Genomic DNA, 26,851 nt, shown 5'->3' on the forward strand with positions numbered 1-26,851 from the left:
CCTCAGTGGCCCAGCAGACCGACCTCCACGGAGGCGGAGCCCAGCCCGCGCTCCACATACCCGCACTGGACGACATACCGGTCCTCGACATACCGGTCCTCGACAACGCCGTCTGGACGGCTCTGGACGGCCCACACGCCCACTTCGCCGAACGGTTCGGCAAAGCCGCTCGCTACCCGGCCGACGTCTACGCCTTCGCCGCCCTCGCCGAGCCCGGGGACCCGGCCGCCTGGGCCGACCTGCACACGCTCGTCGGCCCGGGGGCCGTCGTACGGGTCAAGCCGGTCGACGAGATCCCCGCCGGCTGGGAGGTGGTCGGAGGCGGACAGGGCGTCCAACTGGTGGACACCGGGCTGCGGGCCGAGCCCGCCCCCGAAGCCGTACGGCTCGGGCTCGACGATGTCCCCGAGATCCTGGACCTGGTCGCCCGCACCCAGCCGGGCCCCTTCCTGAAGCGGACCATCGAGATGGGCACCTATCTCGGCATCCGGGACGGGGGAGTGCTGGTCGCCATGGCCGGCGAGCGGATCCATCCACCCGGCTGGACCGAGATCAGCGCGGTCTGCACAGCCCCGGAGTACCGAGGCCGGGGCCTCGCCACCCGGCTGATCCGGGCCGTCGCCGCGAGCATCCGGGAACGCGGCGACAGGCCCTTCCTGCATGCCGCCGCGGACAACACGCGCGCCATCCGGCTCTACGAGTCGATCGGCTTCACCCTGCGTCGCCGCTCGACCATCCTGGCGGTCCGCAGCCCAGGAACACCCGGTGAGGCCACGGTGTTGTGACTCACGACGAGATCCGCGAGGCGCCCCCGCCCGCCCGGACGAAGGAGGTGACGGCCGTGCCCCGTGTGCCGCACGCCGTCCGCCTCCACTCCCGGCCCCACATCGATCTCCAGCGCGTGGCCGGCGCGCTCTGTCGCTCCTGACCCCGTTGTTCAGCCGCCGTGCCCCCGTTTCGTGTGCGGGCCGGCGACGGATGTCGTACGAACTTCCAGGAAGGCAACGCACCCGTGTCCCCCTCCGCTTCCTCCGCATCGCCCTCTTCCCCGACCACCTCGTCCGCCCTGCACCTCGCCGTCGCCCTCGACGGCACCGGATGGCATCCCGCCTCCTGGCGCGAACCGGTCGCCCGCCCCCGGGAGTTGTTCACCGCCGGATACTGGGCCGACCTCGTCGCCGAGGCCGAGCGCGGACTGCTCGACTTCGTGACCATCGAGGACGGCCTGGGCCCGCAGTCCTCGCACTTCCTGGACCCGGACGAGCGCGGCGACCAGGTCCGCGGCCGTCTGGACGCCGTCCTCGTCGCGGCCCGGATCGCCCCACTCACCCGGCACATCGGCATCGTGCCGACCGTGGTGGCCACCCACACGGAGCCGTTCCACATCTCCAAGGCGATCGCCACCCTCGACCATGTGAGCACCGGCCGGGCCGGACTCCGGGTGCAGATCACCGCCCGGCCGAACGAGGCCGCCCACTTCGGCCGCCGCACGATCCCGCGCATCGAGGCCTACGGCAGCCCGGACACCCGGGAGTTGGTGACCGAACTGTTCGACGAGGCCGCCGACTACGTCGAGGTCGTGCGCCGCCTCTGGGACAGCTGGGAGGACGACGCGGAGATCCGGGACGTGGCCACCGGCCGTTTCATCGACCGCGACAAGCTCCACTACATCGACTTCGAGGGCCGCCACTTCAGCGTCAAGGGCCCCTCCATCACACCCCGCCCGCCGCAGGGCCAGCCCGTCGTGAGCGCCCTCGCCCATGACACCGTGCCGTACCGTCTGGTGGCCCGCCAGGCCGACATCGGCTACGTCACGCCCCACGACACCGACCAGGCGCGGGCCGTCGTCGCGGAGATCCGCGCGGAACAGCGGGCCGCAGGCCGCGCCGACGAGCCCCTGCATGTCTTCGGCGACCTGGTGGTCTTCCTCGACGACGACCCGGCCGAGGCAGCGGCCCGACGGGAACGCCTCGACGCCCTCGCGGGCGAGCCGTACACCAGCGACGCCCGGATCTTCACCGGCACACCCGTCCAACTGGCGGAAGCTCTCCAGGAGTTGGCGAGCGCCGGTCTGACCGGCTTCCGACTGCGCCCCGCCGTCGCCGGGCACGACCTCCCGGCCATCACCAGGGGCCTGGTCCCAGAACTCCAGCGCCGGGGCGTGTTCCGGCAGGAGTACGAGGCCGACACCCTGCGCGGCCTGCTGGGTCTGCCCCGTCCCGTCAACCGCTACTCCCCCGAACTCTCGGCTCCGCCCGAGCCCGGGGTGACCCCCATCGCGACCGCCTGAGCCGGACGGAGACCGACCACCATGACCAAGCCCCTGAAGCAGATCCACCTGGCCGCGCACTTCCCCGGCGTCAACAACACCACCGTGTGGAGCGACCCCGCGTCCGGCAGCCACATCGAGTTCAGCTCGTTCGCGCACTTCGCGCGGACCGCCGAACGCGCCAAGTTCGACTTCCTCTTCCTCGCCGAGGGCCTGCGCCTGCGCGAACAGGGCGGAAAGATCTATGACTTGGACGTTGTCGGCCGTCCGGACACCTTCACCGTCCTCACCGCGCTCGCCGCCGTCACCGAACACCTCGGTCTGACCGGCACCATCAACTCCACCTTCAACGAGCCGTACGAGGTGGCCCGCCAGTTCGCCAGCCTCGACCACCTCTCCGGCGGGCGCGCCGCGTGGAACGTCGTCACCTCCTGGGACGCCTTCACCGGCGAGAACTTCCGCCGAGGCGGCTTCCTGCCGCAGGAGGAGCGCTACTCCCGGGCCAAGGAGTTCCTGGCCACGACGAACGAACTCCTCGACTCCTGGCACGGGGACGAGATCGTCGCCGACCAGCAGACGGGCGTCTTCCTGCGGGACGCCAAGGCCGGAGCCTTCGTCCACACGGGCCGGCACTTCGACATCGAGGGCCGGTTCAACGTTCCGCGCTCACCGCAGGGCCGCCCGGTCATCTTCCAGGCGGGCGACAGCGACGAGGGCCGCGAGTTCGCCGCCGCCGGCGCCGACGCCATCTTCAGCCGACACGCCACTCTCGACGCGGGCCGGGCCTTCTACACCGACGTCAAGAACCGCCTCGCCAAGTACGGCCGCCGCCCCGACCAGCTGCTCATCCTGCCCGCCGCGACCTTCGTCCTCGGGGACACCGACGCCGAGGCCGAGGAACTCGCCAAGGAGGTACGCCGCCGACAGGTGAGCGGCGCCACCGCCCTCAAGCACCTGGAGTTCGTCTGGAACCGGGACCTGTCCTCCTACGACCCGGACGGTCCCCTCCCCGACATCGACCCCGACCTCGGCGAGCACCACATCGCCCGTGGCCGCGCCCAGGTCCGCATGTACCGCGACCCGCTCGCCACGGCCCGCGAATGGCGGGAACTCGCCGCCGCCAACAACTGGTCCATCCGCGACCTGGTCATCGAGACCGGCAACCGCCAGAACTTCATCGGCTCCGCCGAGACGGTCGCGAACACCCTGAACGACTACGTCCAGTCCGACGCCGCCGACGGCTTCATCCTCGTCCCCCACATCACCCCCACCGGCCTCGACACCTTCGCCGACAAGGTCGTACCCCTGCTGCAGGAACAAGGCGTCTTCCGCACGGACTACGAGGGCACGACCCTCCGAGACCACTTGGGCCTGGACACACCCGCTCCGCCCGTTGCCCTGGCCCAGTTGCGGGCAGGCCGCTGATCGTCGAGGAGAACCCGTACCGGGGCGGCTGGGTCGGCACCCTCGTGCGCGGATGTCGGCCGGGCCCGCCACCTGGTCGAGGAGGACGGCGCCGCGCACACCGGCTTCGGCCTCTGTGAGCTACGGCCGCAACCGCTCGCTCAACGCGGTGAACCTGAACCCCGAGGGGCCGACTGCCGCGCCGACGCCGTATGTCCTCATGTCCTCCGTGCCGTCAGTCCTCGCGCGGCCAGTTCTCCGCCTCGAACATCCAGCGCTGCTTCTCCAGCTCGTAGGTGAGGGAGATGAGCAGGTCCTGCGAAACCTTGTCGGCGTCCTCGGTGGCGTCGATACGCTCGCGCAGCCGCCCGATCGCCGTCTCCAGCGCCTCCACCAGCAGCCGTACGACCTCGGTGTCCCGCAGCCAGCCGTCCTTCGGCCCCTGGAGGTCGAACCGCGCCGCCACGGTCTCGGGCCGGCCGTCCGGGGCCACCCCGAGAGCCGCCGCGCGTTCGGCGACCTGATCGGCGTACGACCGTGTCGTGGACACCACCTCGTCGAGCTGGAAGTGGATCGAACGGAACCTCGGTCCCACGATGTTCCAGTGGGCCTGCTTCCCGATCAGCGAGAGCCCCAGCAGATCCACCAGGCTCTCCTGCAGTGCGTCGCCCGCGATCCGGCGGGCGGGCTCGGGCAGTGTGCTCCTCACCATCGTCATCAGGCGTTACTCCTCATCGCTTCGTGCCGGGCGAACGCTTCGTGCCGGGCGGCGTCGGCGCTGCCCGCCCTGCGGAGCAGTTCGGTGCGCTCCTCCTCGCCCATGCCGCCCCACACGCCGGCCGTCTGCCCGTTGCCGAGCGCCCAGTTCAGGCACTCGCGGCGCACCGGGCAGCGGGCACAGACGCGCTTGGCGGCGGCGACGTCGTCGACCGCCGGTCCTGTGGTGCCCACGGGGAAGAACAGTTCGGGGTCCTCTCCCACGCAGGCCGCTCTCCGCAACCACTCCATGCGGGGCCGGGTGCCCAGGACGGATGGGGGAAAACGCGGCATCCGGCAGCCCGCCCGCCGGAGCCTTGGGTCTCAGCGCGCGAGTACGCCGTCCACGAACTCCCCGACGTCCGCCAGCACTTCACCCTTGTTCGTCTCGTTGAACACCTCGTGCCGGGCGCCCGGATAAATGCGCTCGGTCCACTCGGTACCGCGGAACTCCTCGATCCCCGTACGGCTTCCCGGCAGCGGCACGATCCGGTCGTCGTCGCCGTGCAGCCACAGCAACGGGAGCGAACCGATGGCCCCGCTCTTCGAGATCGTCTCCAGGGTGCGGTCGAAGGCCTCCAGCGTCGGCCGCTTGAACGGGCCGTGCCACACCAGCGGATCGTTCGCGTACGTGGCCCCGACCGCCATGTCCCGCGAGAGCAGCTTCGGGTCGAGCGGGACGTCGGGCACCTCCGGCGGTGCGAGCAGCTTCCTCACCGGCTCCCAGATACCGATCACCGGCCCGGACAGCACGAGCGCGGCGAGCCCGGTGCCGTACCGCTGGGCGTACCGGGCGGCGATCAGACCGCCCATGGAGTGGCCGATCAGCACCACCGGCAGACGCGGGTACACCGTCCGGGCCAGCTCCTCCACCGTGTGCACATCGGTGACCACGTCCTCGAAGTCCTCGATCAGCACCCGTTCGCCCGCCGACCTGCCATGTCCCATGTGATCGGGACCGAACACCGCCGCGCCGTGATTCACCAGGGCATCGGCCACGTGTTCGTACCGGCCGATGTGTTCCCCGTAGCCGTGCACCAGGAGCACGACGTACCGCGCCCCCTCACACGGCCATTCCCGTGCGGTGACACCGCCCCGCGTACCGGCGAAGCTGTGCTCGCGCGAGTCGGCCATGTCTCCTCCAACTACGTCGGTGAAGGTACCCGGGGGATCTTGCCAGCCCACCGGACGATGGTCCATGGGACGTCCGGGGCGAAACCCGAACCGGCCGGCGGCCGGTCAGCTGGCGAGACGGTCCTGTCGTCGGCTGATAGGTGCGCATAGCATCGGTCCCCGCATGAACACGATGACTCTCTGGCACCTGTCCATGGCCGAGTTCGCGGCCCTTGCCTTCGCCGCCCTGCTCGTCGGCTTCTCGAAGACCGCCGTGAGCGGTGCCAACACGGTCAGCCTCGCGATCTTCGCGGCGGTCCTGCCCGCCCGTGCCTCGACCGGGGTCCTCCTGCCGATCCTCATCGTCGGGGACGTCCTCGCCGTGCTCACCTATCGCAGACACGCCCACTGGCCCACCCTGTGGAAGCTCTTCCCGGCGGTCGGCGTCGGCGTCGTCCTCGGCACGCTGTTCCTGATCCGGGCCGACGACCAGATCGTACGAACGTCCATCGGCGCGATCCTGCTGCTGATGACGGCCGTCACCATCTGGCGCCGCCGCACGGTCGACAAGGACGACGAACCCGACGCGATCACGACCCGCGCCGGCCGCGTCAAGGCCCGCTCGTACGGCGTCCTCGGCGGCTTCACCACCATGGTCGCCAACGCCGGCGGCCCCGTGATGTCCATGTACCTGCTCTCGGCGGGCTTCCGGAAGCTCGGCTTCCTCGGCACGTCGGCCTTCTTCTTCCTCATCGTCAACGTCTCCAAGGTCCCCTTCAGCGTGGGCCTCGGCCTCATCGACGCCCACTCCCTGCTGCTGGACGCCGCACTCGCCCTGTTCGTCGTGCCGGGCGCCTTCCTCGGCAAATGGGCAGTGAGCCGCATCAACCAGAAGGTGTTCGAACAGTTGGTGATCGCGGCGACGATCGTGGGCGGCCTGCAACTACTGCTCCGCTGACGACCCGGCGGCGCTCAACTCCGGTGTCCGCGTGGGCAGCCCGGGGAGAAGAGGGTGCCGTGCCCGGTCAGGTCCCCTCCTCGACCATGCGGTCGAAGACCGGCACCAGACCCGCCTTGCGCACACCTACCGGCGTCCGGGACGAGCTGTCGAGGACCCGTCGGCCCCACGCAGCCGCGGCGCCCACGCCCCCGCGTCCACCGCACGCCCCTCCCGCTCCACGACGTCGGCCAACTCCCGCGCCCAGGCACCCACTCCGGCCAGATCGACACCGTGGGGACGCCGACGCCCACTGCCGGCCCCCCAGTCCTCGACGGCCCCGGCGCCGCGCCGCAGCAACCGCGCCCCGCCCTTGACGTTCCCGCGTGCCGAGTGCGTGAGTCCCACCGCGAGCTGGGCCAGACCACGCCACAGGGCACGCTCCTCCTCGGGCCCGGACTTCCAGGCGTCCTCGAAGACCTCGTGCGCGTGGAACGGCTTCCCCGCGTCCAGCAACGCCTGCGCCTCGACGACCGTCTCCTCGGGGTCCCGCACGACCCCCTCGGGCTGCCGCTCCACACCCCGCGCCCCGTAGGGCAGCGGCCGCCCCAACCCGTCCCGTGGCCGCGCACTCCGCGCCCGCCCCTCCACGTCCCGGTCCCGCCCCTGTGCCGTCCCACCATCCGATGTCCCGCTCATGCCCCGATTGTCCCTCGCCCCTCACCGGCCGCGGGGCAGTGGCCGACGTACGGTAAAGTTCTCAGTGCGCGATCACGCGGTTCACCGCAGACAGCGCACCGGGACGTGGCGCAGCTTGGTAGCGCACTTGACTGGGGGTCAAGGGGTCGCAGGTTCAAATCCTGTCGTCCCGACAGAGTTGTCGGTTATACAAACCAGGTCAGGGCCTTGGATCACATCATGTGAGACAAGGCCCTTGATCGTTTCCGAGGCTCTCCTCTCACGCTTGACGCGCTCTGAGCCTCCCGTGCCTCCACCAGCCCGGACTTCATCGCCGAACTGCCCGGCGTGTTCCAAGGTGGGGGCAATGGGCGTGATGATGTCGATCAGGACGCCGTTGGGATCGGCCACGATGAAGTGCCGCTGCCCGAAGTCCTCGCTGCGCAGCTCGAGTAAGGGCCGGAGCCCTTCGCGGATGACGGAGCAGACGGCTGTTCTCGGAGCGTGGCCATGCCGCAGTGGGCCTGGCGGAGCTCGTGCAGGCGGCCGGGGTGACCAAGGGGGCGCTCTACCACCACTTCCCCGGTGGCAAGACGGATCTTTTCCGGGCGCGGTGCTTGAGGAGGTCCAGCAGGAAGTGAGCCGGCGGGTGGCCGCGGCCGCAAAAGCCCAGCAGGATCCGTGGGCCCAGTTGGCAGTCGGCTGCCAGGAGTTCCTCGCCTCGGCCACGGCACCGGAGACAGAGCGGATCATGCTCGTGGACGGTCCGGCCGTGCTGGGCCGCAGCGAATGGCGAGCGATGGACGAGGCCGGGTCGGCCCGCCATCTCGCCGAGGCGCTGACCTCTCTCGTCGAGGCGGGGATCCCGCCCCGCAACCCGTCACACCTCTGGTCCATCTGCTGTCGGGTGCGATGAATGAGGCGGCGCTCTGGCCGGCGTCCTCACCCTCCGGTCCCGAGGGCCTGGCACACACCATGGCCGCTTTGAAGTGCATGTTCCAGGCGCTGCGCGCCGGCTGAGCCCTCTGCCGAACCGCCGAAGCCGACCGGCTCGCCGTGCCGGGATCAAGCGGACGGAGTACCGCGCCGGCTTCCTCCACGGACTCGCCGCCAGCGGCCGGTGGGCGATTAAATGCGATATGTACTTGATGTTGCTGTATGTCCTCTTTAGTGTTCGCCGGAGGAGAAACGTTGCCAGGTCCGAATCCCGTACCACCGTCCGGAAGCGAGGTGTGGAGCGCGTGCAAGCGAGGTGCGACTGCCGGCCGGTTTCGGGTCAGAAAGGACGTCCCAGAGGGACGTCGTGGCTGCGGATGTTTGCCGTACTGCCGTTGCTGGCGTCGGTGCTCGCCGCTTGTGGCAGCGACGAGGGCTCCGGTAGGCCCACCCTCAACTGGTACAACTTCCCGGACGACTCCGGTGCGCTCCAGAAGGCGGCCGACCGGTGCAGCCAGGCGTCGGGCGGCCGCTACAGGATCAGCTACAACAAGCTCCCGCGTGCCGCCGACGGCCAGCGCCAGCAGCTTGTCCGCAGACTTGCCGCCGAGGACGACTCGCTCGACATCCTGGGCCTGGACGTCACCTGGGCGGCGGAGTTCGCCGAGGCACGCTGGGTCCGGGAATGGACGGGGACGGCGAAGCAGCAGGCCACCGAGGGCACCCTGCGCGTACCGCTGCAGACCTCGACCTGGAAGGGCAAGCTGTACGCCGTCCCGTACAACACCAACACCCAGCTCCTTTGGTACCGCAAGGACCTGGTGCCCACCCCACCCAGGACCTGGTCCGAGATGCTGGACATGGCCGACGCTCTCGCCCGGCAGGGCAAACCGCACTTCGTGGAGATCCAGGGCGCCCAGTACGAGGGCCTGACCGTCTGGTTCAACACGCTGATCAACAGCGCGGGCGGCTCCATCCTCAACGCGAGCGCGACCGAGCCCTCCCTCGGTCCTCCCGCCGTGCGGGCCGCCGGGATCATGCGTGATCTGGCGAAGTCCCCGGCCGCGGACCCCTCCCTGCCCAACCAGATGGAGGACCAGAACCGCCTCGCCATGGAGTCGGGGGCGGCGGCATTCGAGCTCAACTACCCGTTCGTCTATCCGTCGATGAAGGCGAACAACCCCGAGCTGTTCAAGAACTTCCGCTGGGCGCCGTACCCCCGGGTCGACGCGAACCGCCCGGCACGGCCCACCATCGGCGGCATCGATCTGGCGGTGAGCGCCTACTCGCGCCACCCCGACCTGGCCTTCGAGGCGGCACTGTGCCTGCGCAACAGGGAGAACCAGCTCACCGCCGCGCTCGAGGGCGGTCTGCCACCCACCCTGCGCGCCCTGTACGACGAGCCCGCGTTCATGAAGGAGTACCCCTTCTCCGGGGAGGTGCTGGCCGCACTGGAGTCGGCGAGCGTGCGCCCGCTCACTCCCGCCTACCAGAACGTGTCGATCGCGGTCTCCCACACGCTGTCTCCGCCGTCCGGGATCAAACCGGAGAGCTCCGTCGACACCATCAGGGAGCAGATCGGCGATGCCCTGCGATCCGAGGGTGTGATCCCGTGAACCACCTCCTCCCGCACCACTTGGTCAGCCGGCGCCGCAGCGCGCGGGCCTCGTCCTCGGGCGGCCCGAGATGAGCACGCGGGCGCAACCGGCCGGAGCCCCGCCGCCGCCCGAAGCGGAGACGCGGCAGGAGGGGCCGGACCGGGCGGCGCTCTCGGCGGGCGCAAGGCAGGAGCGGCGGCTCGGCTGGCTGCTCTGCGCGCCTGCGGTCGTCGTCATGATCGCCGTGACCGCCTACCCCATCGGGTACGCCGTCTATCTGTCCCTCCAGCGGTACGACCTGCGCTTTCCCGGACGGGCGGAGTTCGTGGGCCTGAGCAACTACGGGGCGGTGCTGTCCTCACCGTTCTGGTGGGACGCCTTCTGGGTCACGCTGTTCATCACCGCCGTGTCCGTGACGATCGAACTGGTCCTCGGAATGGGGCTCGCCCTGGTGATGCACCGCACGATCTTCTGGCGCGGCGTCGTCCGCACGTCGGTCCTCATTCCGTACGGAATCGTCACCGTGGTCGCCGCCTTTTCCTGGCAGTACGCCTGGACCCCGGAACTCGGATACCTCGCCGAGTTGCTGCCCAGCGGAGAGGCCCCGCTCACCGAGCAGTGGCCCGCCCTCTGGCTGATCATCCTCGCCGAGGTGTGGAAGACGACGCCGTTCATGGCCCTGCTGCTGCTCGCGGGCCTCGCGCTGGTCCCCGAGGAGACCTTGAAGGCGGCCATGGTGGACGGTGCCACCGCCTGGCAGCGCTTCACCAAGATCATGCTGCCGCTGATGAAGCCGGCCATCCTGGTGGCACTGCTCTTCCGCACACTGGACGCGTTCCGGATCTTCGACAACATCTACGTCCTGACCGCGGGCGCCCAGGGGACCGGCTCTCTGTCGATCCTCGGGTACGACAACCTGTTCACCGCACTGAACCTGGGCATCGGGTCGGCGATCTCGGTCCTGATCTTCATCTGCGTCGGCATCATCGCCTTCACCTTCGTCAAGTTGTTCGGCACCGCCGCACCCGGTGCGGAGGTGAAGCGCTGATGGCCGCAGCAGGAAAGACGCATGCCGCCCGATGGGGCGTCATGAACGTGGTAGTCGTGCTGTATGCGCTGTTCCCGGTGTGGTGGATCGCCGCGCTGTCGTTCAAGGACCCCACCACCCTGACGGACGGCAACTACATCCCCACGGACTGGACCTGGGAGAACTACCGGGGCATCTTCGAGACCGCCGAGTTCACCCGTGCGCTGATCAACTCGATCGGTATCGCTCTGATCGCCACGGTGATCGCGGTGGCGCTGGGCACCATGGCCGCCTACGCGGTGGCCAGACTGCGCTTCCCCGGCAAACGGGTGCTCATCGGGATGTCACTGCTGATCGCCATGTTCCCCCCGATCTCCCTGGTGTCACCCCTGTTCAACATCGAGCGGATCGTGGGGATCTTCGACACCTGGGTCGGGCTGATCATCCCGTACATGACCTTCTCCCTGCCGCTCGCGATCTACACCCTGTCGGCGTTCTTCCGGGAGATCCCCTGGGATCTGGAGAAGGCAGCCAAGGTCGACGGGGCGACGCCCGCGCAGGCCTTCCGGATGGTCATCGTGCCGCTGGCCGCGCCGGGCGTGTTCACCACGGCCATTCTCGTGTTCATCTTCTGCTGGAACGACTTCCTGTTCGCGATCTCGCTGACCTCCACCGAGTCCGCGCGCACGGTGCCCGCCGCGATCGCGTTCTTCACCGGGAGCTCCCAGTTCCAGCAGCCCACAGGGTCGATCGCCGCCGCCGCTGTGGTCATCACCATCCCGATCATCGTTTTCGTCCTGTTCTTCCAACGGCGGATCGTCGCCGGACTGACCTCCGGGGCAGTCAAGGGGTGAACGGGCCGACCACGGCAGGCAGGCCACCGGTCCGAGACACCGACCTCAAGTACTCGGACCCGGAAGGCATGAAGGCAAGGAGGCACCATCCATGGCCGAGATCATCCTTGAGGGAGTCACCAAGCGCTTTCCCGACGGGGCCCTCGCCGTGCAGGACGTGGACCTCGAGATCGCCGACGGCGAGTTCGTGATCCTGGTCGGTCCGTCGGGATGCGGCAAGTCCACCACCCTGAACATGATCGCCGGACTTGAGGACATCACGGAGGGCACCCTGCGCATCGGAGACCGGGTCGTCAACGACCTGGCTCCCAAGGAACGCGATGTCGCGATGGTGTTCCAGAGCTATGCCCTGTACCCGCACATGAACGTCCGGGAGAACATGGGCTTCCCGCTGCGCCTGGCCAAGGTGGACAAGGCCACCATCGACGCCAAGGTGACGGAGGCCGCCCGGATCCTCGACCTGACCGAGCACCTGGACCGCAAGCCCGCCAACCTCTCGGGCGGTCAGCGCCAGCGGGTGGCCATGGGGCGGGCGATCGTCCGTGATCCCAAGGCGTTCCTGATGGACGAGCCGCTGTCCAACCTGGACGCCAAACTCCGGGTGCAGATGCGCACCCAGATCTCACGTCTGCAGCGGCGCCTCGGCACGACCACCGTGTACGTCACCCACGACCAGACCGAGGCGATGACGCTCGGCGACCGGGTCGTGGTCATGAGACAGGGCCTGGTCCAGCAGATCGGCACACCTGCCGAGCTGTACGACCTGCCGCGCAACATCTTCGTCGCGGGCTTCATCGGCTCCCCGGCGATGAACTTCCTGAACGCCACTCTGGAGGGCGGTGTCCTGCGCTCGTCCCTGGGCGACCTGCCCCTGGACGACCGTACGAGGCAGGCACTGGAACGCCGGAACGCGCCCCGCGAGGTCATCGTCGGGCTGCGACCGGAGGCATTCGAGGACGTGGCCCTGTCACACGACCGGGACCGGACGGGCCCGGTCTTCACCGCGACCGTGGAGGTACTGGAGTCGCTGGGCTCTGATGTGTATGTCTACTTCACCGCGGAGGGCGGGCCCGCGACGACCACCGAACTGGAGGAGCTCGCCAAGGACTCGGGCCTGCGCGACACCGGAACCGACACCCAACACATCGTGGCCCGCCTGGACGCCGCCACGCGTGCCCGCGAGGGCGAACCGGTGGAGCTGCGGGTCGACATGGCCAAGGCTCACGTGTTCGACCCGGCGACCGGAGCGAACCTTACGCATCCACTGAGGGCGGACTGACGATGTGCGCATGCGATACCGGGCCGCCGAGCGGGCAGGTGAATGGGCATGGTCGGCGAATCAGGTGACGACAGGGAGGCGCGGCGGCAGGGCGAGGGCGGGCACCGGCTGGTGCCGCACACGGCCGACGTGCGCATCGAGGCGTGGGGCACGAGCCTGGAAGGCTGCCTGGCGGAGGCCGTCATGGGCATGGTGGGCTGTTTCGCGGACGTCTCCGCGGTCCGGCCCACCGCCGTGGAGCCGGTGCGGTTCCCCGAGGCCGGCGGCGACGATCTGCTGGCCGCGCTGCTGGACGAGGTGGTCTACCGGCTGGAGGTGCACGGCCAGGTGCCCGTCGACGTCGAGGCGGACGTGGACGACAGCGGCCTCGAGGTGCGGCTCGCCGTCGCCGCTCTCTCGGACGTGGAGATCATCGGCGCGGCACCGAAGGGCATCTCGTGGCACGAGCTGCACATCGGGCCGGACGCCTACGGCTGGTCGTGCGCGGTGACCGTCGACGTGTGAGAGGCGGTCGCATCGGCCCTTGGCCGCACTCATGTGTCAGAGGCGGGTGGTCCTGGCCCTTGGCCCACTCATGTGTGAGAGGCAGGTCGCCTCAGCCTTTGACCACGCCCAGCGGAACCAGCCGGGCCACTGTGCGGCACAACCCCGCCGCCTCGCTCGCGGCGACCACCTCGGCGACGTCCTTGTACGCCTCCGGTGTCTCCTCGGCCAGCCCCCGCAACGACTTCGGGCGCACCGCGATGCCGGCCGCCTCCAGCCGGGCCCGCAGCTCCTTGCCGACGACCGTGCGTGCGGCCCGGTGTCGGCTCATCACGCGGCCGGCGCCGTGGCAGGTGGAGAAGAAGGCGTCGCCGCCGGGCACTCCGGCCAGGACGTACGAGGCCGTGCCCATCGTTCCGGGGATCAGTACCGGCTGCCCGAACTCCCGCAGATCCTCGGGCAGTTCGGCGTGGCCGGGCGGGAAGGCACGGGTGGCACCCTTGCGGTGCACACACAGGCGTCGCCGTGCTCCGGCCACGGTGTGGGTCTCGATCTTGGCGAGGTTGTGGGACACGTCGTACACCAGTGAGAGGTGCGCGCCCGAGGCCCGTTCGAAGACCCGGCGTGCGGCATGCGACAGCAACTGGCGGTTGGCGCGGCCGTAGTTGGCGGCAGCGGCCATCGCGCCCAGATAGTCCCGCCCCTCGGGGGAGTCGACGGGGGTGCAGGCCAGCTGCCGGTCGGGCACGGTGATGCCGTACCGGCTCATGGCGTGGTCCATCGCCCGGACGTGATCGGTGCAGATCTGGTGTCCCAGGCCGCGCGAACCGCAGTGGATCATCACGCACACCTGGCCGACGGCGAGCCCGAAGGCGGCGGCGACCCGCTCGTCGTACACCTCGGCGACCCGCTGGACCTCCAGGAAGTGGTTGGCGGATCCCAGGCTGCCCACCTGCCCGAGGCCGCGTTCCCGCGCCCGCCGGCTGACCTGCGTCACGTCGGCGTCGGCGACCGCCCCGCCGTCCTCACAGCGCGTCAGGTCGCGCTGTTCGCCGTACCCCTCCTGGACGGCGTACCGGGAGCCGCCGCGCAGGATCCGCTCCAGTTGCCCGGGGCCGGTCATCCGCCACACGCCGCCGGGCCCCGCGCCGCGCGGGATCGAGCGGTCCAGGGCGTCCATGATCTCGGGCAGTGCGGGCTCCACCGTCCGCCGGTCGGCGTCGGCGGCCAGCAGCCGCACGCCGCAGGAGATGTCGAAGCCGACTCCGCCGGGCGAGACCACTCCGCCGTCGTCGAGGTCGGTCGCGGCCACGCCGCCGATGGGGAAGCCGTAGCCCCAGTGAATGTCCGGCATGGCGTACGAGGCGCCGACGATGCCCGGCAGTGTGGCCACGTTGACGACCTGCTGCAGCGACTGCTCGGCGTCGGCGAGCAGGTTCCGGGAGGCGAACACCACGCCGGGCACCCGCATGGGTCCCCGGGGGTCGATGCGGTAGCGGTAGGGGCGCTCCTCGATCAGTTCCATCGCGGCCTCCCATACGAATCCGCTGAGCGATCCGCGTACCCCTTCGTCGGGCTCCCTCCCCATTTCCTCCGTGTCGCCCGTCGTACGGCCGACCGGTGCGGGGCCGCCTAGGGTGGAGGTATGGGCGACGGCGTGGTGACGCTGTTCCTGTGCGGGGACGTGATGCTCGGGCGCGGCGTCGATCAGATCCTCCCGAACCCCGGTGATCCGGTGTTGCGGGAGGACTGCGTCGTGGACGCCCGGTCCTACGTGCGGATGGCGGAGGCGGTCGGCGGCCCGATTCCGGCTCCGGTCGATCCGTCCTGGCCGTGGGGCGAGGCGCTGCGTCTGCTGGAGGAGGCTGCCCCGGACGTCCGGATCGTGAATCTGGAGACCGCCGTGACGCGTGGTGACGCGTTCGCGGCGGGCAAGGCGGTCCACTACCGCATGCACCCCGACAACCTGCCCTCTCTCACGGTGGCCCGGCCGGACGTCTGCGTGCTGGCCAACAACCACGTGCTGGACTTCGGCCGCGAGGGCTTGGACGAGACGCTCGGCTCGCTGGCCCGTGCGGGACTGCGGACCGCCGGCGCGGGCCGGAACGCGGCCGAGGCGTACGCGCCCACGGCGATCCCCCTCACCCCCACCGGCCGCGTCCTCGTCTTCGCCCTCGGGACGCGCTCCGGCGGCGTCCCGTCCGGCTGGGCGGCGACCGACGACGGCTCCGGCGTCGCGTACGTCCCCGGACTGTCGGCCTCCGCCGCCGACGCGCTGGTCCGGCGCGTGGACGCCGTCAGACGTGCGGGCGACATCGTGGTGGTGTCCGTGCACTGGGGTTCCAACTGGGGATATCTCATCCCCCGCGACCAGGTCCGCTTCGCGCACGCCCTGGTGGACGGCGGCGTCGACCTCGTCCACGGACACTCCTCGCACCACCCCCGCTCCATAGAGGTGTACCGGGATCGGCTGATCCTCCACGGCTGCGGCGACTTCATCGACGACTACGAGGGCATCCCCGGCTACGAGGAGTACCGCGACGACCTCCGGATCGCCTACGTCGTCACCGTGGCGGCGAGCACGGGACGGCTCACCGGCCTGCGCATGGTCCCCCTGCGCGCCAGCCGCATGCGGCTGGAGCCCGCGCCCGCCGGGGACCGCGCCTGGCTCCGCACCACCCTCGACCGCATCAGCCACGGTGTACGCATCACCCTCGAGGCCGACGGCACCCTCGCGGCGGAGAGCGGACCATGACCCGATGGCTGCGGCTGACCCTGCTCGGCGTGGGCGCGATGAACTCGCCGAGGTTCGCACCGGCCGGCCTTCTGCTGCGTCACGCCGGACAGCGCGCCGCCTTCGACGGCGGCTCCGGAGCCGAACCGCCACCCGGTCCGCTCGCCGCCTGGCTGGTCACCGACGAGCGGGCGGAGCTGCGGTCCGCGCTGCGCCGGATCGCGGCCGCCCGGGATGCCGGGATACGGGCGGGCGACCTCGATCTGGACGGACTGCGGGTGCGCTGCCGCCCGGTCGCCCACACGTCGCATCCCACGTACGGCTACCGCATCGAGGCCGACGGCCTGGTGGTGGTGTGGGCGCCGGAGTTCTGGGAGTTCCCGGCCTGGGCCGCACAGGCGGACCTCATGTTCGCCGAGGCCGCCGCCTGGGACCGGCCGATACGGTTCCGGGGCGGCGTCGGCGGCCACACGCCCGTGCTGACCATCGCCGAGCAGGCCGTACGGCACGGTGTACGGCGACTGGTCTACGCCCACATCGGGCGGCCCAGCCTGCGGGCGATCGACGCCGGGTGCAAGCCGCCGGTGGGCGAATGGGGCGTGGAGGGGCGCACGTACTCCCTGCGGCCGTCGTGAACGGCCGGCGTCCGTGCGTTCAGCGGTCGGCCCCCGTGTGCAGCGCGGCGAGCACGTCCTGGTCGGAGAGCTGGTCGAAGTACTCGTACCAGAGACCGACGGCCATGAAAGCGGCCGGACGGTAGAGGCAGACCACCTCGTCGACCTCGGCGCGCAGCAGGTCCGACGCCTCCGGCGAGCAGACCGGCACGGCCAGCACGATCCGGTCGGGTGTCTGCCGCCGTACGGCACGCACCGCGGCGCGGGCCGTGACGCCGGTCGCCAGGCCGTCGTCGACGACGAGCACGGTACGTCCCCGCAGGTCCGGGGCGGGGCGGCCCTCCCGGTAGAGCTGCTCGCGGCGGCGGAGCTCGGCGCGCTCCCGCTCGACCGTCCCGGCGAGGTCGGCTTTGCTCAGGCCCAGCCGGTCCAGGGTGCCTTCGTCGAACAGCGGCTCGTCGTCCCCGGCGATCGCGCCCACGCCGAGCTCCTCCTGGAACGGGGCGCCGATCTTGCGTACGACGAGCACGTCCAGCGGGGCGCCCAGCGCCCGGGCCACCTCATGGGCCACGGCGACACCGCCCCGGGGGAGGGCGAGGACGACGGGGTCCGGGAGGGCGCCCTTCTCCTGCCGGATCCGCAGCTGTTCGGCCAGTTTCCGTCCGGCCTGCTTTCGGTCACGGAACTGCATCGCGGATGCCACTCCTTTCGCACCTGGGAGTGCGCCCCCTGAGTTGAGCCCTCTGAGTCGAGCCGACTGAGTCGAGCCGACTGAGAGGCGAGCCCCTGAGTCCGGCCTCCGCGTACCCCCTCCCGCGCAGGTCGATGCACGGCGGCGGTTCTCACCCGGTCGCGGTCTTCAGACGGTCGTCGCACCACTGCCGGGCGATGTCGGCGACCCGCTCCAGCGCGCCGGGCTCCTCGAACAGGTGGGTGGCGCCCGGCACGACACGCAGGGTGTGCGGACCGCTCAGCCTGCGGGCGGCGTCCTGGTTGAGCCGCAGCACCTGGTGGTCCTCTCCGCCGACGATCAGCAGGACCGGATTCCGTACGGCTTCCAGGGCGTCACCGGCCAGGTCCGGCCGTCCGCCGCGCGACACCACGGTCAGTACCCGGGCGGGCCGCTCGGCGGCGGCGACCAGGGCCGCGCCCGCGCCGGTGCTGGCGCCGAACAGGGCGACGGGAAGGCCCCGGGTGTCCGACTGGGCCTCCAGCCAGTCGATCGCGGCCACCAGGCGGCGGGCCAGCAGGGTGATGTCGAAGCGGTGCTCGCCGGTCGCCGTGTCACGCCGCTCCTCTTCCTCGGTGAGCAGGTCGATCAGCAGGGTGCCGAGCCCCGCGGTGCGCAGTTCGGCGGCGACCGCGCGGTTGCGCGGGCTGTGCCGGGAGCTGCCGCTGCCGTGCGCGAACAGCACGACCGCTCGCGCGTGCGTCGGTACGGCGAGGTCGCCCGCCAGTTCGGTGTCGTCGACGGGCACCGTGACCAGTTGGGAGATCATCTGCCTCGTCTTCTTCCTCGATGCCTTTGATCTGTCCGATGCCTTTGATCTATCCTGATTGATCCGGTTTTCTCCGATCGCGTACCCGGCCCGGACGGGGGTACTCCGGAGCACATGACTGATATCGACCTCCACAGCAGCGCGTTCAAGGATCACTCCTTCATCGCGCGCCGGTATTCGTACGAGGGGGCGAACGTCTCCCCTCCCCTGACCTGGGACGGCGCCCCGGACGACGCGGCCGAGCTGGTGCTGCTGTGCGAAGACCCCGACGCCCCGTCGGGCACCTTCGCGCACTGGATCGTGGTCGGCATCGATCCGCACAGCGACGGCGTCGAACCGGGCCGCTGCCCACCCGGCGGCACGGAACTCGTCAACGGTTACGGCGAACAGGGTTGGGGCGGCCCGCATCCGCCGCCCGGCGACGACGCCCACCACTATCTCTTCCGTCTCTACGCCCTCAAGGAACCGTGCGTCCTGCCCGACGCGCCCAGCGCCGACCAGGTGCACCGGGCCGTCGAGGAACGGCAGATCGCCAGCGGCACGCTCGTGGGGCTCTACCAGCGGTGAGGCTCAGGGGCTGGGCGCGGTCGTGCTGATCAACGCCGGCCGGCCTTCTTCAGGAAGCGCCGCAGCCGGCTGTGCGGCCAGGTGTTGATCACGTCCTCCTCGGTGAGCCAGCCGCGCTGGGCCGTACCCACGCCGTACCGCATGTGGGCCAGGTGGAGGGTGGAGTGGGCGTCGCTGTCGATCGCGAACTTCACGCCGTGCCGCCGGGCCCGCAGGATGTCCTCGTCGCGCAGGTCGAGCCGGTCCGGGTGGGCGTTGATCTCCAGGGCCGTGCCGGTGCGGGCACAGGCGGCGAAGATCTCGTCGAGGTCGGCGTCGATGCCGGGCCGCCTGCCGAGGATGCGGGTGGTGGGGTGGCCGATGATGTTGACGTACGGGTTCTCGCAGGCGCGGACGATCCGCCGGGTCAGCGCCTCGCGGTCCTGGTTGAAGTGCGAGTGCACCGAGGCCACGCACAGGTCGAAGCCGGCCAGGAAGTCGTCCGGCCAGTCCACGCCGCCGTCGGGGGCGATGTTCAGCTCCGCGCCGTGCAGCAGCCGCATGCCGCCCCGCTTGCCGTACGCGCGGTCGAGCTGCCGTACCCGATGGCGCTGGGCGAGCATCCGCTCGTCGGTCATGCGCTGCATGTACAGGTCCGGCCCGTGGTCGGTGATCGCGTAGTAGGCGTAGCCGCGCTCCGCCGCGGACCGGATCATCTCCTCCAGCGGGGCGAGCCCGTCGGTGAGGTCGGTGTGGGTGTGCAGGTCGCCCCGGATGCCGGACTCCGTGACCAGGTCGGGGAGTTCGCCGCGCCGCCCGGCCTCGATCTCGCCGCGGTCCTCGCGCAGCGTGGGCTCGATCCACGGCAGGCCGAGCCGGGCGTACACGTCCTCCTCCGTCGCGGAGACGATCTTCTCGCCGCTCTCGGCGTCGAACAGCCCGTACTCGGAGAGCTTCAGCCCCTGGTGCACGGCGATCTCGCGGATGCGGATGTTGTGCGCCTTGGATCCGGTGAAGTACAGCAGCGCGGCGCCCCAGGAGTCGGGCGGTACGACCCGCAGATCGATCGCCAGCCCCTTGCCGGTGCGGACCGACGTCTTCTTCTCGCCGTGGGCGATGACCTCGGTGACGTACGGCAGTTCGGTGAGCGCCCGCATGAGGGGCATCGGCTTCCTCGCCGCGGCGAGGACGTCGATGTCGCCGACCGTCTCCCGGAAGCGGCGCAGGGACCCGGCGTACGCGCACCGCCGGCAACCGGTCACCCGGGACAGCTCGGCGACCGTCTCCTCGGCGAGGTCGAGGGCCACGTCGAGCAGGACGCGGTCCCCGGCGGACCTCAGCAGCTCGATGCCGTGGAGGATCTTCTCCTCCGTCCTGGGGCCGAAGCCCTTCAGGTCGCGCAGCCGCTCCGCGTGGATCGCGTCGGCCAGTTCCTCGACGGAGGAGATCCCCAGTTCCTCGTGGAGCACCAAGGCCTTCTTCGGGCCGAGCGTGGGGATGGCGGTCAGCTGCCGGACCCCGGCGGGGATCTTCGCCCGCAGCTTCTCCACGGCGGACACACTGCCGTCCCGGAAGTACTCGACGACCTTCTCGGCGATCGACCTGCCGACACCCGGTATCTGCTGGAGGCCCTTCGCGTCGAGCGTGTCGACATCGGCGTGGTGACCGCCGATCGCGCGGGCGGCCTTCTCGTAGACGCGCGCCTTGAACGCGTCCCCGCCGGTGATCGAGATCAGGTCCGCGTACTCCTGGAAGAGTGCGGCGACCTCGTCGTTGGACCGAGCCACACCTCCAGGGTAGGCACGTCAAGGTCGCGACGACTCATGGAAACCGCCCGTCTCGGAGGGGTTCCGGTCAGGCGCCCGGGTTCGGATCGGCGTACCGGAGCAGAACGCCGACGCCGTCGTGCAGGCGCAGCTGCTGCTGGGGTACGACGACGAGTTCGGCCTTGGTGTCGACGAGGGCGCGGGTGAGGGCCGCGTCGGCCCGCTCTTCGCGGATGTCCTGGATGCCGTAGGAGCGGAGTTCCTGTTCGGTGAGGGCGAGTTGGCTGGGTTCCGGGCCGATCCACAGGCGCAGCGGCGACTCGGGGTGGTTGTTGAGGAACAGGGCTTTGACCTGACCGCGTTGCAGGGCCGAGACGGTTGCGATCAGGCCCTCGGCCGACGCCCCGTCGCGGGCGCGCTGGGCGAGGAAGTCGGCCAGCAGGGACCGGTCGTGCTCGGCCATGCGTCCGCTGAAGAGGCTCTCGAGTCTGTGCTCCAGCAGTGCCCGCCGCGGCTGGGACTCACCGGCGCCCTCGACGGTGGTGACCCGCCCGCGCAGGGGCACGGGGAGCCGGCGGACCAGAATGCCGCGGGCCCAGACGTCCCCCGCGACGACCACCTCTTCGGCGTTGACACGCCGCGCGTGGCCCTCCAGTTCCTCGCCCAGCACCTTGGCGGCGTTCAGCCAGTCGGTCACCGGGATCTCCTCGTGGAGGCGGTGTCCCGGTGTGACCTTGGTCAGGGGCCATACGCCGATCTCCGCCTCGATCCGAACGGTACCGGTGGCTTCCGTGGAGTGACGGCCGCCGTAGTGGACGTGGACCGCCACATAGGGGATCTCGGGGGAGTGCTGGACGATCAGCGGCATGGTGTCCGGCAGCGTTCCGAAGTGCGCGGTGTCGTGTGCGGGGGGCGTGGGCAGCTCGTCCAGCAGGGCCAGCCGGCCGTGCGCGGTGAACACGGCCTGCCCGTGTACGCCGGGGATGTCCGTGTCGCCGCCCACGGCGGCCGCGGCCGCCGTGATGGAGGCCTGGTCGGCCCCTTCGGACGCCAGGGCGTTCCGCAGGTGCCGTCGGCGCAGGTCCACGGCGGCGTCGGGATCGTCGATGGCGCTGTCGCGGGAGGTGTCCAGGTAGACCGATGCGTAGGGGCCGGTCTGCTTGTACAGGGGTTCGAGGAACGAAAGTCGCATGTTCCACTCCTTCGGGTCCCGCTGCGAGGTCGGGGGACGGCCTTCTGCGTGACAGCAGCCCGGCACACCGTCGAGAAGGTCCGTCACGGACGCGGCGACGGGCATGCGCATTCCGCATTCCCTTCCCCGGGCTTCGGCGGGTCGGACAGCCGGTCGCCACCTCTGCGAGTGCCCCTCGGACGTGGCCGCATGCGGACAGCGGCGCGCAGGTGTCCGGACTGACTAGGAGTTGGCTTGATCTTCGATCGGGAATGCCCCAGTGCGGGGAAGGTCTTGTTCGGCCCAGGCGCCCATGGTGGCCAGCACGACCTCGAGTCGGGCGCCTGCCGGGGTGAGTTCGTACACCACGCGGGGCGGGATCTCCGGATAGGCCGTGCGGGTGACCAGCCCCAGGAGTACGAATCGTCGCAGCCGTGAGGACAGGGTCTTGGGGCTGATCCCCGGAAGCCCGGCGCGCAGCTCGGTGAAGCGTTTCGGGCCGGTCAGCAGCTCCCGCACGATCAGCGTCGCCCAGGGCCCGTCCAGCACGGTCAGGAACCGAGCGATCGGACATTCCGGCAAAGGGTGATCCAGCTCACTCATGCTCTTCCCATTGGTTCATTTGAGGGAACTGATTCCCTCAGGGAACTATAGCCGGAGCAGCCCGCACCCCCACACCTTGGAGGACCTCATGACCGCGATCAGCACGGCCAACACCGCGAGGGAGACGGTGCGCTCGGCCACCACCACCGCGTTGCGGGTCGCCGCGCGCAACCTTGAGCTCTACGACACCGGTAACGTCGCCGGGGCGGACGAGGTGTTCGCTCCGGATCTGATCGACCACAACCCTGCTGCCGACGCCGCCTCGGGCATCGACGGCATGCGAGTGCTGATCGCCGCGGTCCGCGACGGATTCACCGACACGCAGCACCGGGTCCTGTTCCAGCAGGAGCTTCCCGGCGGCTGGGTGGTCCTCCACTGGCGGATGACCGGGACGCACACCGGAGACGCCTTCGGGTTCGCCGCCAGCGGCAACCCGGTCGACCTCACCGGCACCGACATCGTCCGCGTGGCTGACGGCAAGATCACCGAGATCTACCACGTCGAAGAACTGCTCAAGCTCACCCAACAGATCAGCACCGGCGCGCAGCCGGCCTGAAGACCGAGGCCGTCTCGGACCACGCCTGCCCCGAGCCCTGATCGGCAACCGCCGCCTCGACGCGACGCACTCGTTCCAGGGGCTGGTCCGGGAAAGGCATGCCGACGGCCATGAGTGGGTGGGGCGGCGGGCCATCGGCACCGCCGGAACCTCCGTCCTCACCGGGGATGAACCCAGCCGGTCGCGGTTCGTTCGGCCCGCGCTGACACGGTCGTCGCCGTCGGGACGACCGTCCGCGGAGCCGTACGCCTCCCCGGCAGCAACTCCCGGCGAAGATCGCGGACATGCAACTCATCGCTCAGCGTCTACCGAGCGGCCATACCGCTCACCCGTTTACAACGTGCCCGTCCTCAAATCAGCACTGCTCTTGAGGATCGCAGAGTCGAGGGTCCAGTTCTCCGGTTGGACCCTCTCCCAGAGACTACCTTTACCGAGTTCCCTTCCCACCTGGTCCTCCCGGAGGAACCACTCCTCAGCACTTCTGATCCTGTTGGGGTGGATTTCGTCGAGCAGAGCGTAATCCCTGGTGATGATTCCGTGCTTCCATGTGTTCCAGAAGCCCGTGAAATTGTCCCGGAAGCTCATGGTGCTTTTATCGTTGGGATCGGCGTTGTAGCCGGCAGGCTGATCAGCGATGCCCTTCACGTCCGGCGCGTTCCAATATGTGTCCAGATCAGTGTCGATGTACTGTGCCGGATGCCCGGTGACCTTCTCGAACGCCGCAGCCATGTCGGCATAGGTCATGTGCTCGATGGCGACTTCGAGGTCCATGCCATTCGCGCGCTCCGGATGGTCGAAGAGCCAGCGAACGTAGAACCCGCAGTCTTCGAGAGCCACGTGAGGAACGGCTCCCTCGCCGAGAGGGACTCGCCACGTGACGACACCGTCCTCAACGGTGGGCGTCATGGGCGTGAGCGGTGAGATCACCATCTCAATGTAGGGACCTGACGTGAAGACGGCTGCACCCATCCGGTCCCTGTTCTTTTCATTTTGAAACAACACCCATTCGGCCATGCGGCCTTTACCGTCATAATGGCCTGTGCGGAACCTCGAGTCGTAGCCGGACTTCTTGAGGGTGTAGTCGAGATTTCCGTAAACGAAGAACTTGACTCCTTCTTCGATCGCTATCTCGTAACTGCGGATCGCCCAGTAGGTCTCCGTTTTCTCACCGGTGTTGAACCCGTCGATGTTGATGAATACCCCGTCACAGTCGCGGAACCCTTCCCGCAGCACGTCCTCGTCGGCGAACGACCCTTCCAGGAGGGAGACGTTGCCGAGCGCGAGGAGTGCTTGGGCTCGAGGGGAGCTGGAATCGCGGGTGAGAACCTGGACGGAGTATTTCTTGTCGGCGACAAGAGAGCGGACGATGGGCATCCCTTGAGCCCCCGTACCGCCGATCACGAAGATACGGGAGGTGGCGTGAGAAGGCATGGAAAACGACTCCGGAGGTTGAGTGCGTACGTGATCAGTACGTGATGGACGCGGTGAGTTCGAGACTGATCTCTAAATCGGCCCGGCGACCGAGACCCGTTTGGGAAACCGATCGGTTTCGAGCAGGGTACACCGATCGGTTTCCGAGGGGCAAGCGCCTCGGGCGGTGGCGCCTCGACGACCTCGCGATCCTGGGCGCGGATGACATCCATCGCGGTCGGCCGGGACGGATGCAGGCCGCAGGCGGCCTGGATGACCGGAGGCCCGGCACCCTTTCACCGGCGCCCGGCCGTCGCCCGCAACCCGGGCAAACGCGCGTCGGTCAGCGTCGGACTCTTCGCGGCGGGTTGAACCCGCGCGATCGACGGGCCGCTTCGGTCATAGGCGGCTGGGTCATCCCCAGTAGCCCTTGAGCGCGACCTCGGCGACCGCCGCGCGGGTGACACTTTCGCGTCTCTCCTGCGCGCTGACCCTGTTGCTGTGGATGGCAACCTCAGCCTTGCGTGCAGAAACCGACCGGTTTACGATGACGGAAACCGGTCGGTTTCTCCACGAGTCCAAGGGCTGATGCGTGGTCACCCCCATCGGGCGGTCCCTATCCGAATCACCTGTCCGCAGCAGTTCACACAAAGGGAAGCTGACGAGATGCCCAGCCCAGAGCCACGTCCCACGATTCACATTCCGGGGACCACCAGCCACACCATCGTCCCGCGCACAGGACACCGCAGCGACGAGGGAACCCTGCGCTACCTCAAAGCGGGCACCGGCGCTCCTGTGGTCCTGCTGCACACCGTGCGCACCCAGGCCGAGCACTTCCGCTCCCTCATCCCCCTGATCTCGGACCAGTACACCGTGTACGCCCTCGACCTACCGGGGATGGGCTACTCCGAGATCGTGCCCGGCGCGTCGTACGACGAGCCGGCCATGCGCGCGGGCGTCAAGCGGCTCCTCACCGAACTCGACCTCCACGACGTGACCCTGGTCGGGGAGTCGATGGGGGCGGTGCTCGCCCTGACCACCGCGGCCGATCTGCCGGAGCGGGTACGGCGCGTCGTCGCGGTGAACACGTACGACTTCCCCGGCGGGATCGCCCGGTCCAGTCTCCTCGCCCGTGTGGTGGTCACCGGTGTCCTCACTCCGGGGGTGGGCCCGGTGATCGCCGGGGTGGAACCCAAGGCCGCCCTTCGCAGGATCCTTCAGGGCGGGCTGGGCGACAAGGCCGCTTTGCGGGCGGACTACGTCGACGAGCTCCTCCAGGTGGGCAGCCGCCCCGGCTACCCGACCGTCGCCAGGGCCGTGTACCAGAGCCTGCCCAGTCTCATCGCCGCCCGCTCGCGCTACCCCGAGATCAAGGCACCCGTCCACCTCGTCTACGGGGAGAACGACTGGTCCCGGCCCTCGGACCGGCAGGCCGACAAGGAACTGCTGCCTGCCGCCGATTTCGCGCAGGTGCCGGGAGCGGGCCACTTCATCGCGCTGGAACGGCCCGGCATCCTCGCCGATCTGTTGAACGCGGTGGCGTGACCGCCGCCCGACGTCCTGACACGCAAAGGAACGGTGCATGACCGAAGCGCCGTCGAGATCATGTGCCAGTGGGTCGCATCGTCGGCGATGTCGCTGATCAGGGCTCTGGCCTGATGCGCCTGGCGCCACCTGGGCATCGCCCTCGAGCGGACGGTTGGTGATGAACGGCCGTATCGATCGGACCTGGACGGGTACACGGATCGGACCTGGACGGGTACACGGATCGGGCGGGGATCGGGTGGGATATGAGGCCCTCCGGGAAACCGGTGAAACCTTGAGCGGGTGACCAGGCGATGACTGCGAAGACCAAGGGGAAGTCCGGCCGGAAAGCGACCGGCGCGACGGACGAAGCAGTGGTGCGTGCCCTGCTCGACCGACAGCAGCGCACCTATACGGCGCAGGCCGGCATCCGGCTGCGCAACACCCCGACGCCGCTGTACCAGACGCTCGTGCTCGCGATACTGCTCAGCGCCCGTATCAGGGCCGACATCGCGGTGGCAGCGGCCAAGGCGCTGTTCGACGCCGGCATGCGCAACGCGCGGTCGATGGCGGAGGCGTCCTGGCAACAGCGCGTCGACGCACTCGGCGAGGGCGGCTACCGGCGCTACGACGAGCGGACCTCCACGATGCTCGGCAAGGGAGCCGAACTGCTGCTGGAGCGCTATGACGGCGATCTGCGCCGGCTGCGCGAGGAACCCGACCCGAAGAAAGCCCTGTTGGACATACCGGGGATCGGGCCCACAGGGGCCGACATCTTCCTGCGTGACGTGCAGGGCGTGTGGCCGGAGTTCGCGCCGTACATCGACCGCAAAGCCCTGGACGGGGCCCGACGGCTCGGGCTGCCGGCCTCACCCGAAAAGCTGAGCGGCCTCGTCCCCGACCGCGAGATGCCCCGCCTGGCGGACGGCCTGGTCCACGCGGCCCTCGACAAACCGCTGGCGGACGAGGTACTCGCGGCCGCCAAGGCGGCGTGACAGACCCTCCGGGGAAACCTTGCGAACGGGCCCCGGTCGGCGGTGGCCCGGTCCGCGTCCGTGCCCGCCCGGCGGTGGCCCGACCCGCGTCCGTGCGCC

27 protein-coding genes, 1 tRNA gene and 2 pseudogenes are annotated in these 26,851 nt (G+C 69.8%); 18 read left to right on the forward strand and 12 right to left on the reverse strand.

From position 1 onward, the window contains the following. Positions 1 to 5 precede the first annotated feature (5 nt). The 4 genes from JIX55_RS42495 to JIX55_RS42505 all read left to right on the forward strand — a co-directional run bounded on the left by JIX55_RS42495 (position 6) and on the right by JIX55_RS42505 (position 3,694). Entirely contained in the window at positions 6 to 785 is a 780-nt protein-coding gene (locus tag JIX55_RS42495; RefSeq protein ID WP_443046661.1) for a GNAT family N-acetyltransferase, read from the forward strand. A 65-nt stretch (positions 786 to 850) separates the two neighbouring features. Beyond that, positions 851 to 928 carry a putative leader peptide gene (locus tag JIX55_RS51205; protein ID WP_331609990.1) on the forward strand — a complete coding sequence of 26 codons (78 nt, stop codon included), beginning with the start codon at positions 851 to 853 and terminating at the stop codon, positions 926 to 928. 84 nt (positions 929 to 1,012) lie between these two features. Beyond that, the gene (locus JIX55_RS42500) at positions 1,013 to 2,290 is read left to right on the forward strand and encodes an LLM class flavin-dependent oxidoreductase (protein ID WP_257568533.1); all 1,278 of its coding nucleotides are present in this window, start codon (positions 1,013 to 1,015) and stop codon (positions 2,288 to 2,290) included. A 21-nt stretch (positions 2,291 to 2,311) separates the two neighbouring features. After that, positions 2,312 to 3,694 (forward strand): NtaA/DmoA family FMN-dependent monooxygenase, encoded by a 1,383-nt coding sequence (locus JIX55_RS42505; protein ID WP_257568534.1) that lies wholly within the window; start codon positions 2,312 to 2,314, stop codon positions 3,692 to 3,694. A gap of 214 nt (positions 3,695 to 3,908) precedes the next feature. Here JIX55_RS42505 and JIX55_RS42510 read toward each other — a convergent pair whose 3' ends face one another. The 3 genes from JIX55_RS42510 to JIX55_RS42520 form a co-directional block, all read right to left on the reverse strand. Further along, positions 3,909 to 4,391: a Dps family protein gene (locus JIX55_RS42510; protein ID WP_257568535.1), complete on the reverse strand. Its 483-nt coding sequence runs from the start codon at positions 4,389 to 4,391 to the stop codon at positions 3,909 to 3,911. Continuing rightward, complete coding sequence (locus tag JIX55_RS42515) at positions 4,391 to 4,681, reverse strand: WhiB family transcriptional regulator (RefSeq protein WP_257568536.1); 291 nt, start codon at positions 4,679 to 4,681, stop codon at positions 4,391 to 4,393. Before JIX55_RS42515 ends, JIX55_RS42510 begins: the two co-directional genes overlap by 1 nt. Positions 4,682 to 4,753: 72 nt before the next feature. Further along, positions 4,754 to 5,563 carry an alpha/beta hydrolase gene (locus JIX55_RS42520; protein WP_257568537.1) on the reverse strand — a complete coding sequence of 270 codons (810 nt, stop codon included), beginning with the start codon at positions 5,561 to 5,563 and terminating at the stop codon, positions 4,754 to 4,756. 163 nt (positions 5,564 to 5,726) lie between these two features. Here JIX55_RS42520 and JIX55_RS42525 point away from each other — a divergent pair, with 163 nt between their 5' ends. Next, entirely contained in the window at positions 5,727 to 6,500 is a 774-nt protein-coding gene (locus tag JIX55_RS42525; RefSeq protein ID WP_257568538.1) for a sulfite exporter TauE/SafE family protein, read from the forward strand. A 126-nt stretch (positions 6,501 to 6,626) separates the two neighbouring features. Here JIX55_RS42525 and JIX55_RS42530 read toward each other — a convergent pair whose 3' ends face one another. Next, entirely contained in the window at positions 6,627 to 7,178 is a 552-nt protein-coding gene (locus JIX55_RS42530) for a DUF309 domain-containing protein (protein ID WP_257568539.1), read from the reverse strand. A 99-nt stretch (positions 7,179 to 7,277) separates the two neighbouring features. Between JIX55_RS42530 and JIX55_RS42535 the strand changes: the two genes are divergently transcribed. After that, a tRNA-Pro gene (locus JIX55_RS42535) sits at positions 7,278 to 7,351 on the forward strand. Positions 7,352 to 7,493: 142 nt separating this feature from the next. On the opposite strand, the pseudogene JIX55_RS42540 reads toward JIX55_RS42535, so the two are convergent. Then, positions 7,494 to 7,637 (reverse strand): annotated as a pseudogene (locus tag JIX55_RS42540) (VOC family protein); the annotation flags it as partial. A gap of 2 nt (positions 7,638 to 7,639) precedes the next feature. Between JIX55_RS42540 and JIX55_RS42545 the strand changes: the two are divergent. The 6 genes and pseudogenes from JIX55_RS42545 to JIX55_RS42570 all read left to right on the forward strand — a co-directional run. Next, positions 7,640 to 8,177, forward strand: a pseudogene (locus JIX55_RS42545) (TetR/AcrR family transcriptional regulator); the annotation flags it as partial. A gap of 293 nt (positions 8,178 to 8,470) precedes the next feature. Then, on the forward strand, positions 8,471 to 9,709 hold the full coding sequence (locus tag JIX55_RS42550) for an ABC transporter substrate-binding protein (RefSeq protein WP_257568541.1): 1,239 nt from the start codon (positions 8,471 to 8,473) through the stop codon (positions 9,707 to 9,709). A gap of 70 nt (positions 9,710 to 9,779) precedes the next feature. Next, positions 9,780 to 10,739 carry a carbohydrate ABC transporter permease gene (locus JIX55_RS42555; RefSeq protein WP_257568542.1) on the forward strand — a complete coding sequence of 320 codons (960 nt, stop codon included), beginning with the start codon at positions 9,780 to 9,782 and terminating at the stop codon, positions 10,737 to 10,739. Further along, the gene (locus tag JIX55_RS42560) at positions 10,739 to 11,572 is read left to right on the forward strand and encodes a carbohydrate ABC transporter permease (RefSeq protein ID WP_257568543.1); all 834 of its coding nucleotides are present in this window, start codon (positions 10,739 to 10,741) and stop codon (positions 11,570 to 11,572) included. The genes JIX55_RS42555 and JIX55_RS42560 overlap by 1 nt, the downstream gene beginning before the upstream one ends. Before the next feature lie 91 nt (positions 11,573 to 11,663). After that, complete coding sequence (locus JIX55_RS42565; protein WP_257568544.1) at positions 11,664 to 12,851, forward strand: ABC transporter ATP-binding protein; 1,188 nt, start codon at positions 11,664 to 11,666, stop codon at positions 12,849 to 12,851. Between the two features lie 48 nt (positions 12,852 to 12,899). Next, a complete protein-coding gene (locus tag JIX55_RS42570) occupies positions 12,900 to 13,355 on the forward strand; it encodes an archease (RefSeq protein WP_257568545.1) in 456 nt (151 codons plus the stop codon). Between the two features lie 91 nt (positions 13,356 to 13,446). Here JIX55_RS42570 and JIX55_RS42575 read toward each other — a convergent pair whose 3' ends face one another. Beyond that, on the reverse strand, positions 13,447 to 14,859 hold the full coding sequence (locus tag JIX55_RS42575; protein WP_257569677.1) for an RtcB family protein: 1,413 nt from the start codon (positions 14,857 to 14,859) through the stop codon (positions 13,447 to 13,449). Between the two features lie 120 nt (positions 14,860 to 14,979). On the opposite strand from JIX55_RS42575, the gene JIX55_RS42580 reads away from it, so the two are divergent. Both JIX55_RS42580 and JIX55_RS42585 read left to right on the forward strand, forming a co-directional pair. Beyond that, positions 14,980 to 16,089, forward strand: coding sequence for a CapA family protein (locus JIX55_RS42580; RefSeq protein ID WP_257568546.1), 1,110 nt, complete (start codon positions 14,980 to 14,982; stop codon positions 16,087 to 16,089). Continuing rightward, positions 16,086 to 16,703, forward strand: a complete 618-nt coding sequence (locus JIX55_RS42585; protein WP_257568547.1) for an MBL fold metallo-hydrolase — start codon at positions 16,086 to 16,088, stop codon at positions 16,701 to 16,703. The genes JIX55_RS42580 and JIX55_RS42585 overlap by 4 nt, the downstream gene beginning before the upstream one ends. 19 nt (positions 16,704 to 16,722) lie before the next feature. Here JIX55_RS42585 and JIX55_RS42590 read toward each other — a convergent pair whose 3' ends face one another. Both JIX55_RS42590 and JIX55_RS42595 read right to left on the reverse strand, forming a co-directional pair. Beyond that, the gene (locus JIX55_RS42590; protein ID WP_257568548.1) at positions 16,723 to 17,373 is read right to left on the reverse strand and encodes a phosphoribosyltransferase; all 651 of its coding nucleotides are present in this window, start codon (positions 17,371 to 17,373) and stop codon (positions 16,723 to 16,725) included. Between the two features lie 151 nt (positions 17,374 to 17,524). Next, positions 17,525 to 18,181, reverse strand: coding sequence for a dienelactone hydrolase family protein (locus JIX55_RS42595; RefSeq protein ID WP_257568549.1), 657 nt, complete (start codon positions 18,179 to 18,181; stop codon positions 17,525 to 17,527). Positions 18,182 to 18,295: 114 nt separating this feature from the next. On the opposite strand from JIX55_RS42595, the gene JIX55_RS42600 reads away from it, so the two are divergent. Beyond that, a complete protein-coding gene (locus JIX55_RS42600) occupies positions 18,296 to 18,748 on the forward strand; it encodes a YbhB/YbcL family Raf kinase inhibitor-like protein (RefSeq protein WP_257568550.1) in 453 nt (150 codons plus the stop codon). Positions 18,749 to 18,777: 29 nt separating this feature from the next. On the opposite strand, the gene polX is transcribed toward JIX55_RS42600, so the two are convergent. The 3 genes from polX to JIX55_RS42615 all read right to left on the reverse strand — a co-directional run bounded on the left by polX (position 18,778) and on the right by JIX55_RS42615 (position 22,267). After that, positions 18,778 to 20,514, reverse strand: a complete 1,737-nt coding sequence (gene polX / locus JIX55_RS42605; RefSeq protein ID WP_257568551.1) for a DNA polymerase/3'-5' exonuclease PolX — start codon at positions 20,512 to 20,514, stop codon at positions 18,778 to 18,780. 67 nt (positions 20,515 to 20,581) lie between these two features. Beyond that, on the reverse strand, positions 20,582 to 21,685 hold the full coding sequence (locus JIX55_RS42610; RefSeq protein ID WP_257568552.1) for a baeRF2 domain-containing protein: 1,104 nt from the start codon (positions 21,683 to 21,685) through the stop codon (positions 20,582 to 20,584). Positions 21,686 to 21,907: 222 nt separating this feature from the next. Then, positions 21,908 to 22,267: a winged helix-turn-helix transcriptional regulator gene (locus JIX55_RS42615; protein WP_257568553.1), complete on the reverse strand. Its 360-nt coding sequence runs from the start codon at positions 22,265 to 22,267 to the stop codon at positions 21,908 to 21,910. A gap of 88 nt (positions 22,268 to 22,355) precedes the next feature. Here JIX55_RS42615 and JIX55_RS42620 point away from each other — a divergent pair, with 88 nt between their 5' ends. Continuing rightward, positions 22,356 to 22,823 (forward strand): ester cyclase, encoded by a 468-nt coding sequence (locus JIX55_RS42620; protein ID WP_257568554.1) that lies wholly within the window; start codon positions 22,356 to 22,358, stop codon positions 22,821 to 22,823. A 333-nt stretch (positions 22,824 to 23,156) separates the two neighbouring features. On the opposite strand, the gene JIX55_RS42625 is transcribed toward JIX55_RS42620, so the two are convergent. Beyond that, the gene (locus JIX55_RS42625; protein ID WP_257568555.1) at positions 23,157 to 24,254 is read right to left on the reverse strand and encodes an NmrA family NAD(P)-binding protein; all 1,098 of its coding nucleotides are present in this window, start codon (positions 24,252 to 24,254) and stop codon (positions 23,157 to 23,159) included. 645 nt (positions 24,255 to 24,899) lie between these two features. Here JIX55_RS42625 and JIX55_RS42630 point away from each other — a divergent pair. Next, on the forward strand, positions 24,900 to 25,778 hold the full coding sequence (locus JIX55_RS42630) for an alpha/beta fold hydrolase (RefSeq protein WP_257568556.1): 879 nt from the start codon (positions 24,900 to 24,902) through the stop codon (positions 25,776 to 25,778). 293 nt (positions 25,779 to 26,071) lie between these two features. Next, positions 26,072 to 26,752 (forward strand): endonuclease, encoded by a 681-nt coding sequence (locus tag JIX55_RS42635; protein ID WP_257568557.1) that lies wholly within the window; start codon positions 26,072 to 26,074, stop codon positions 26,750 to 26,752. Positions 26,753 to 26,851 lie beyond the last annotated feature (99 nt).

The sequence above is a fragment of the Streptomyces sp. DSM 40750 genome (assembly GCF_024612035.1).
Lineage (GTDB): Bacteria > Actinomycetota > Actinomycetes > Streptomycetales > Streptomycetaceae > Streptomyces.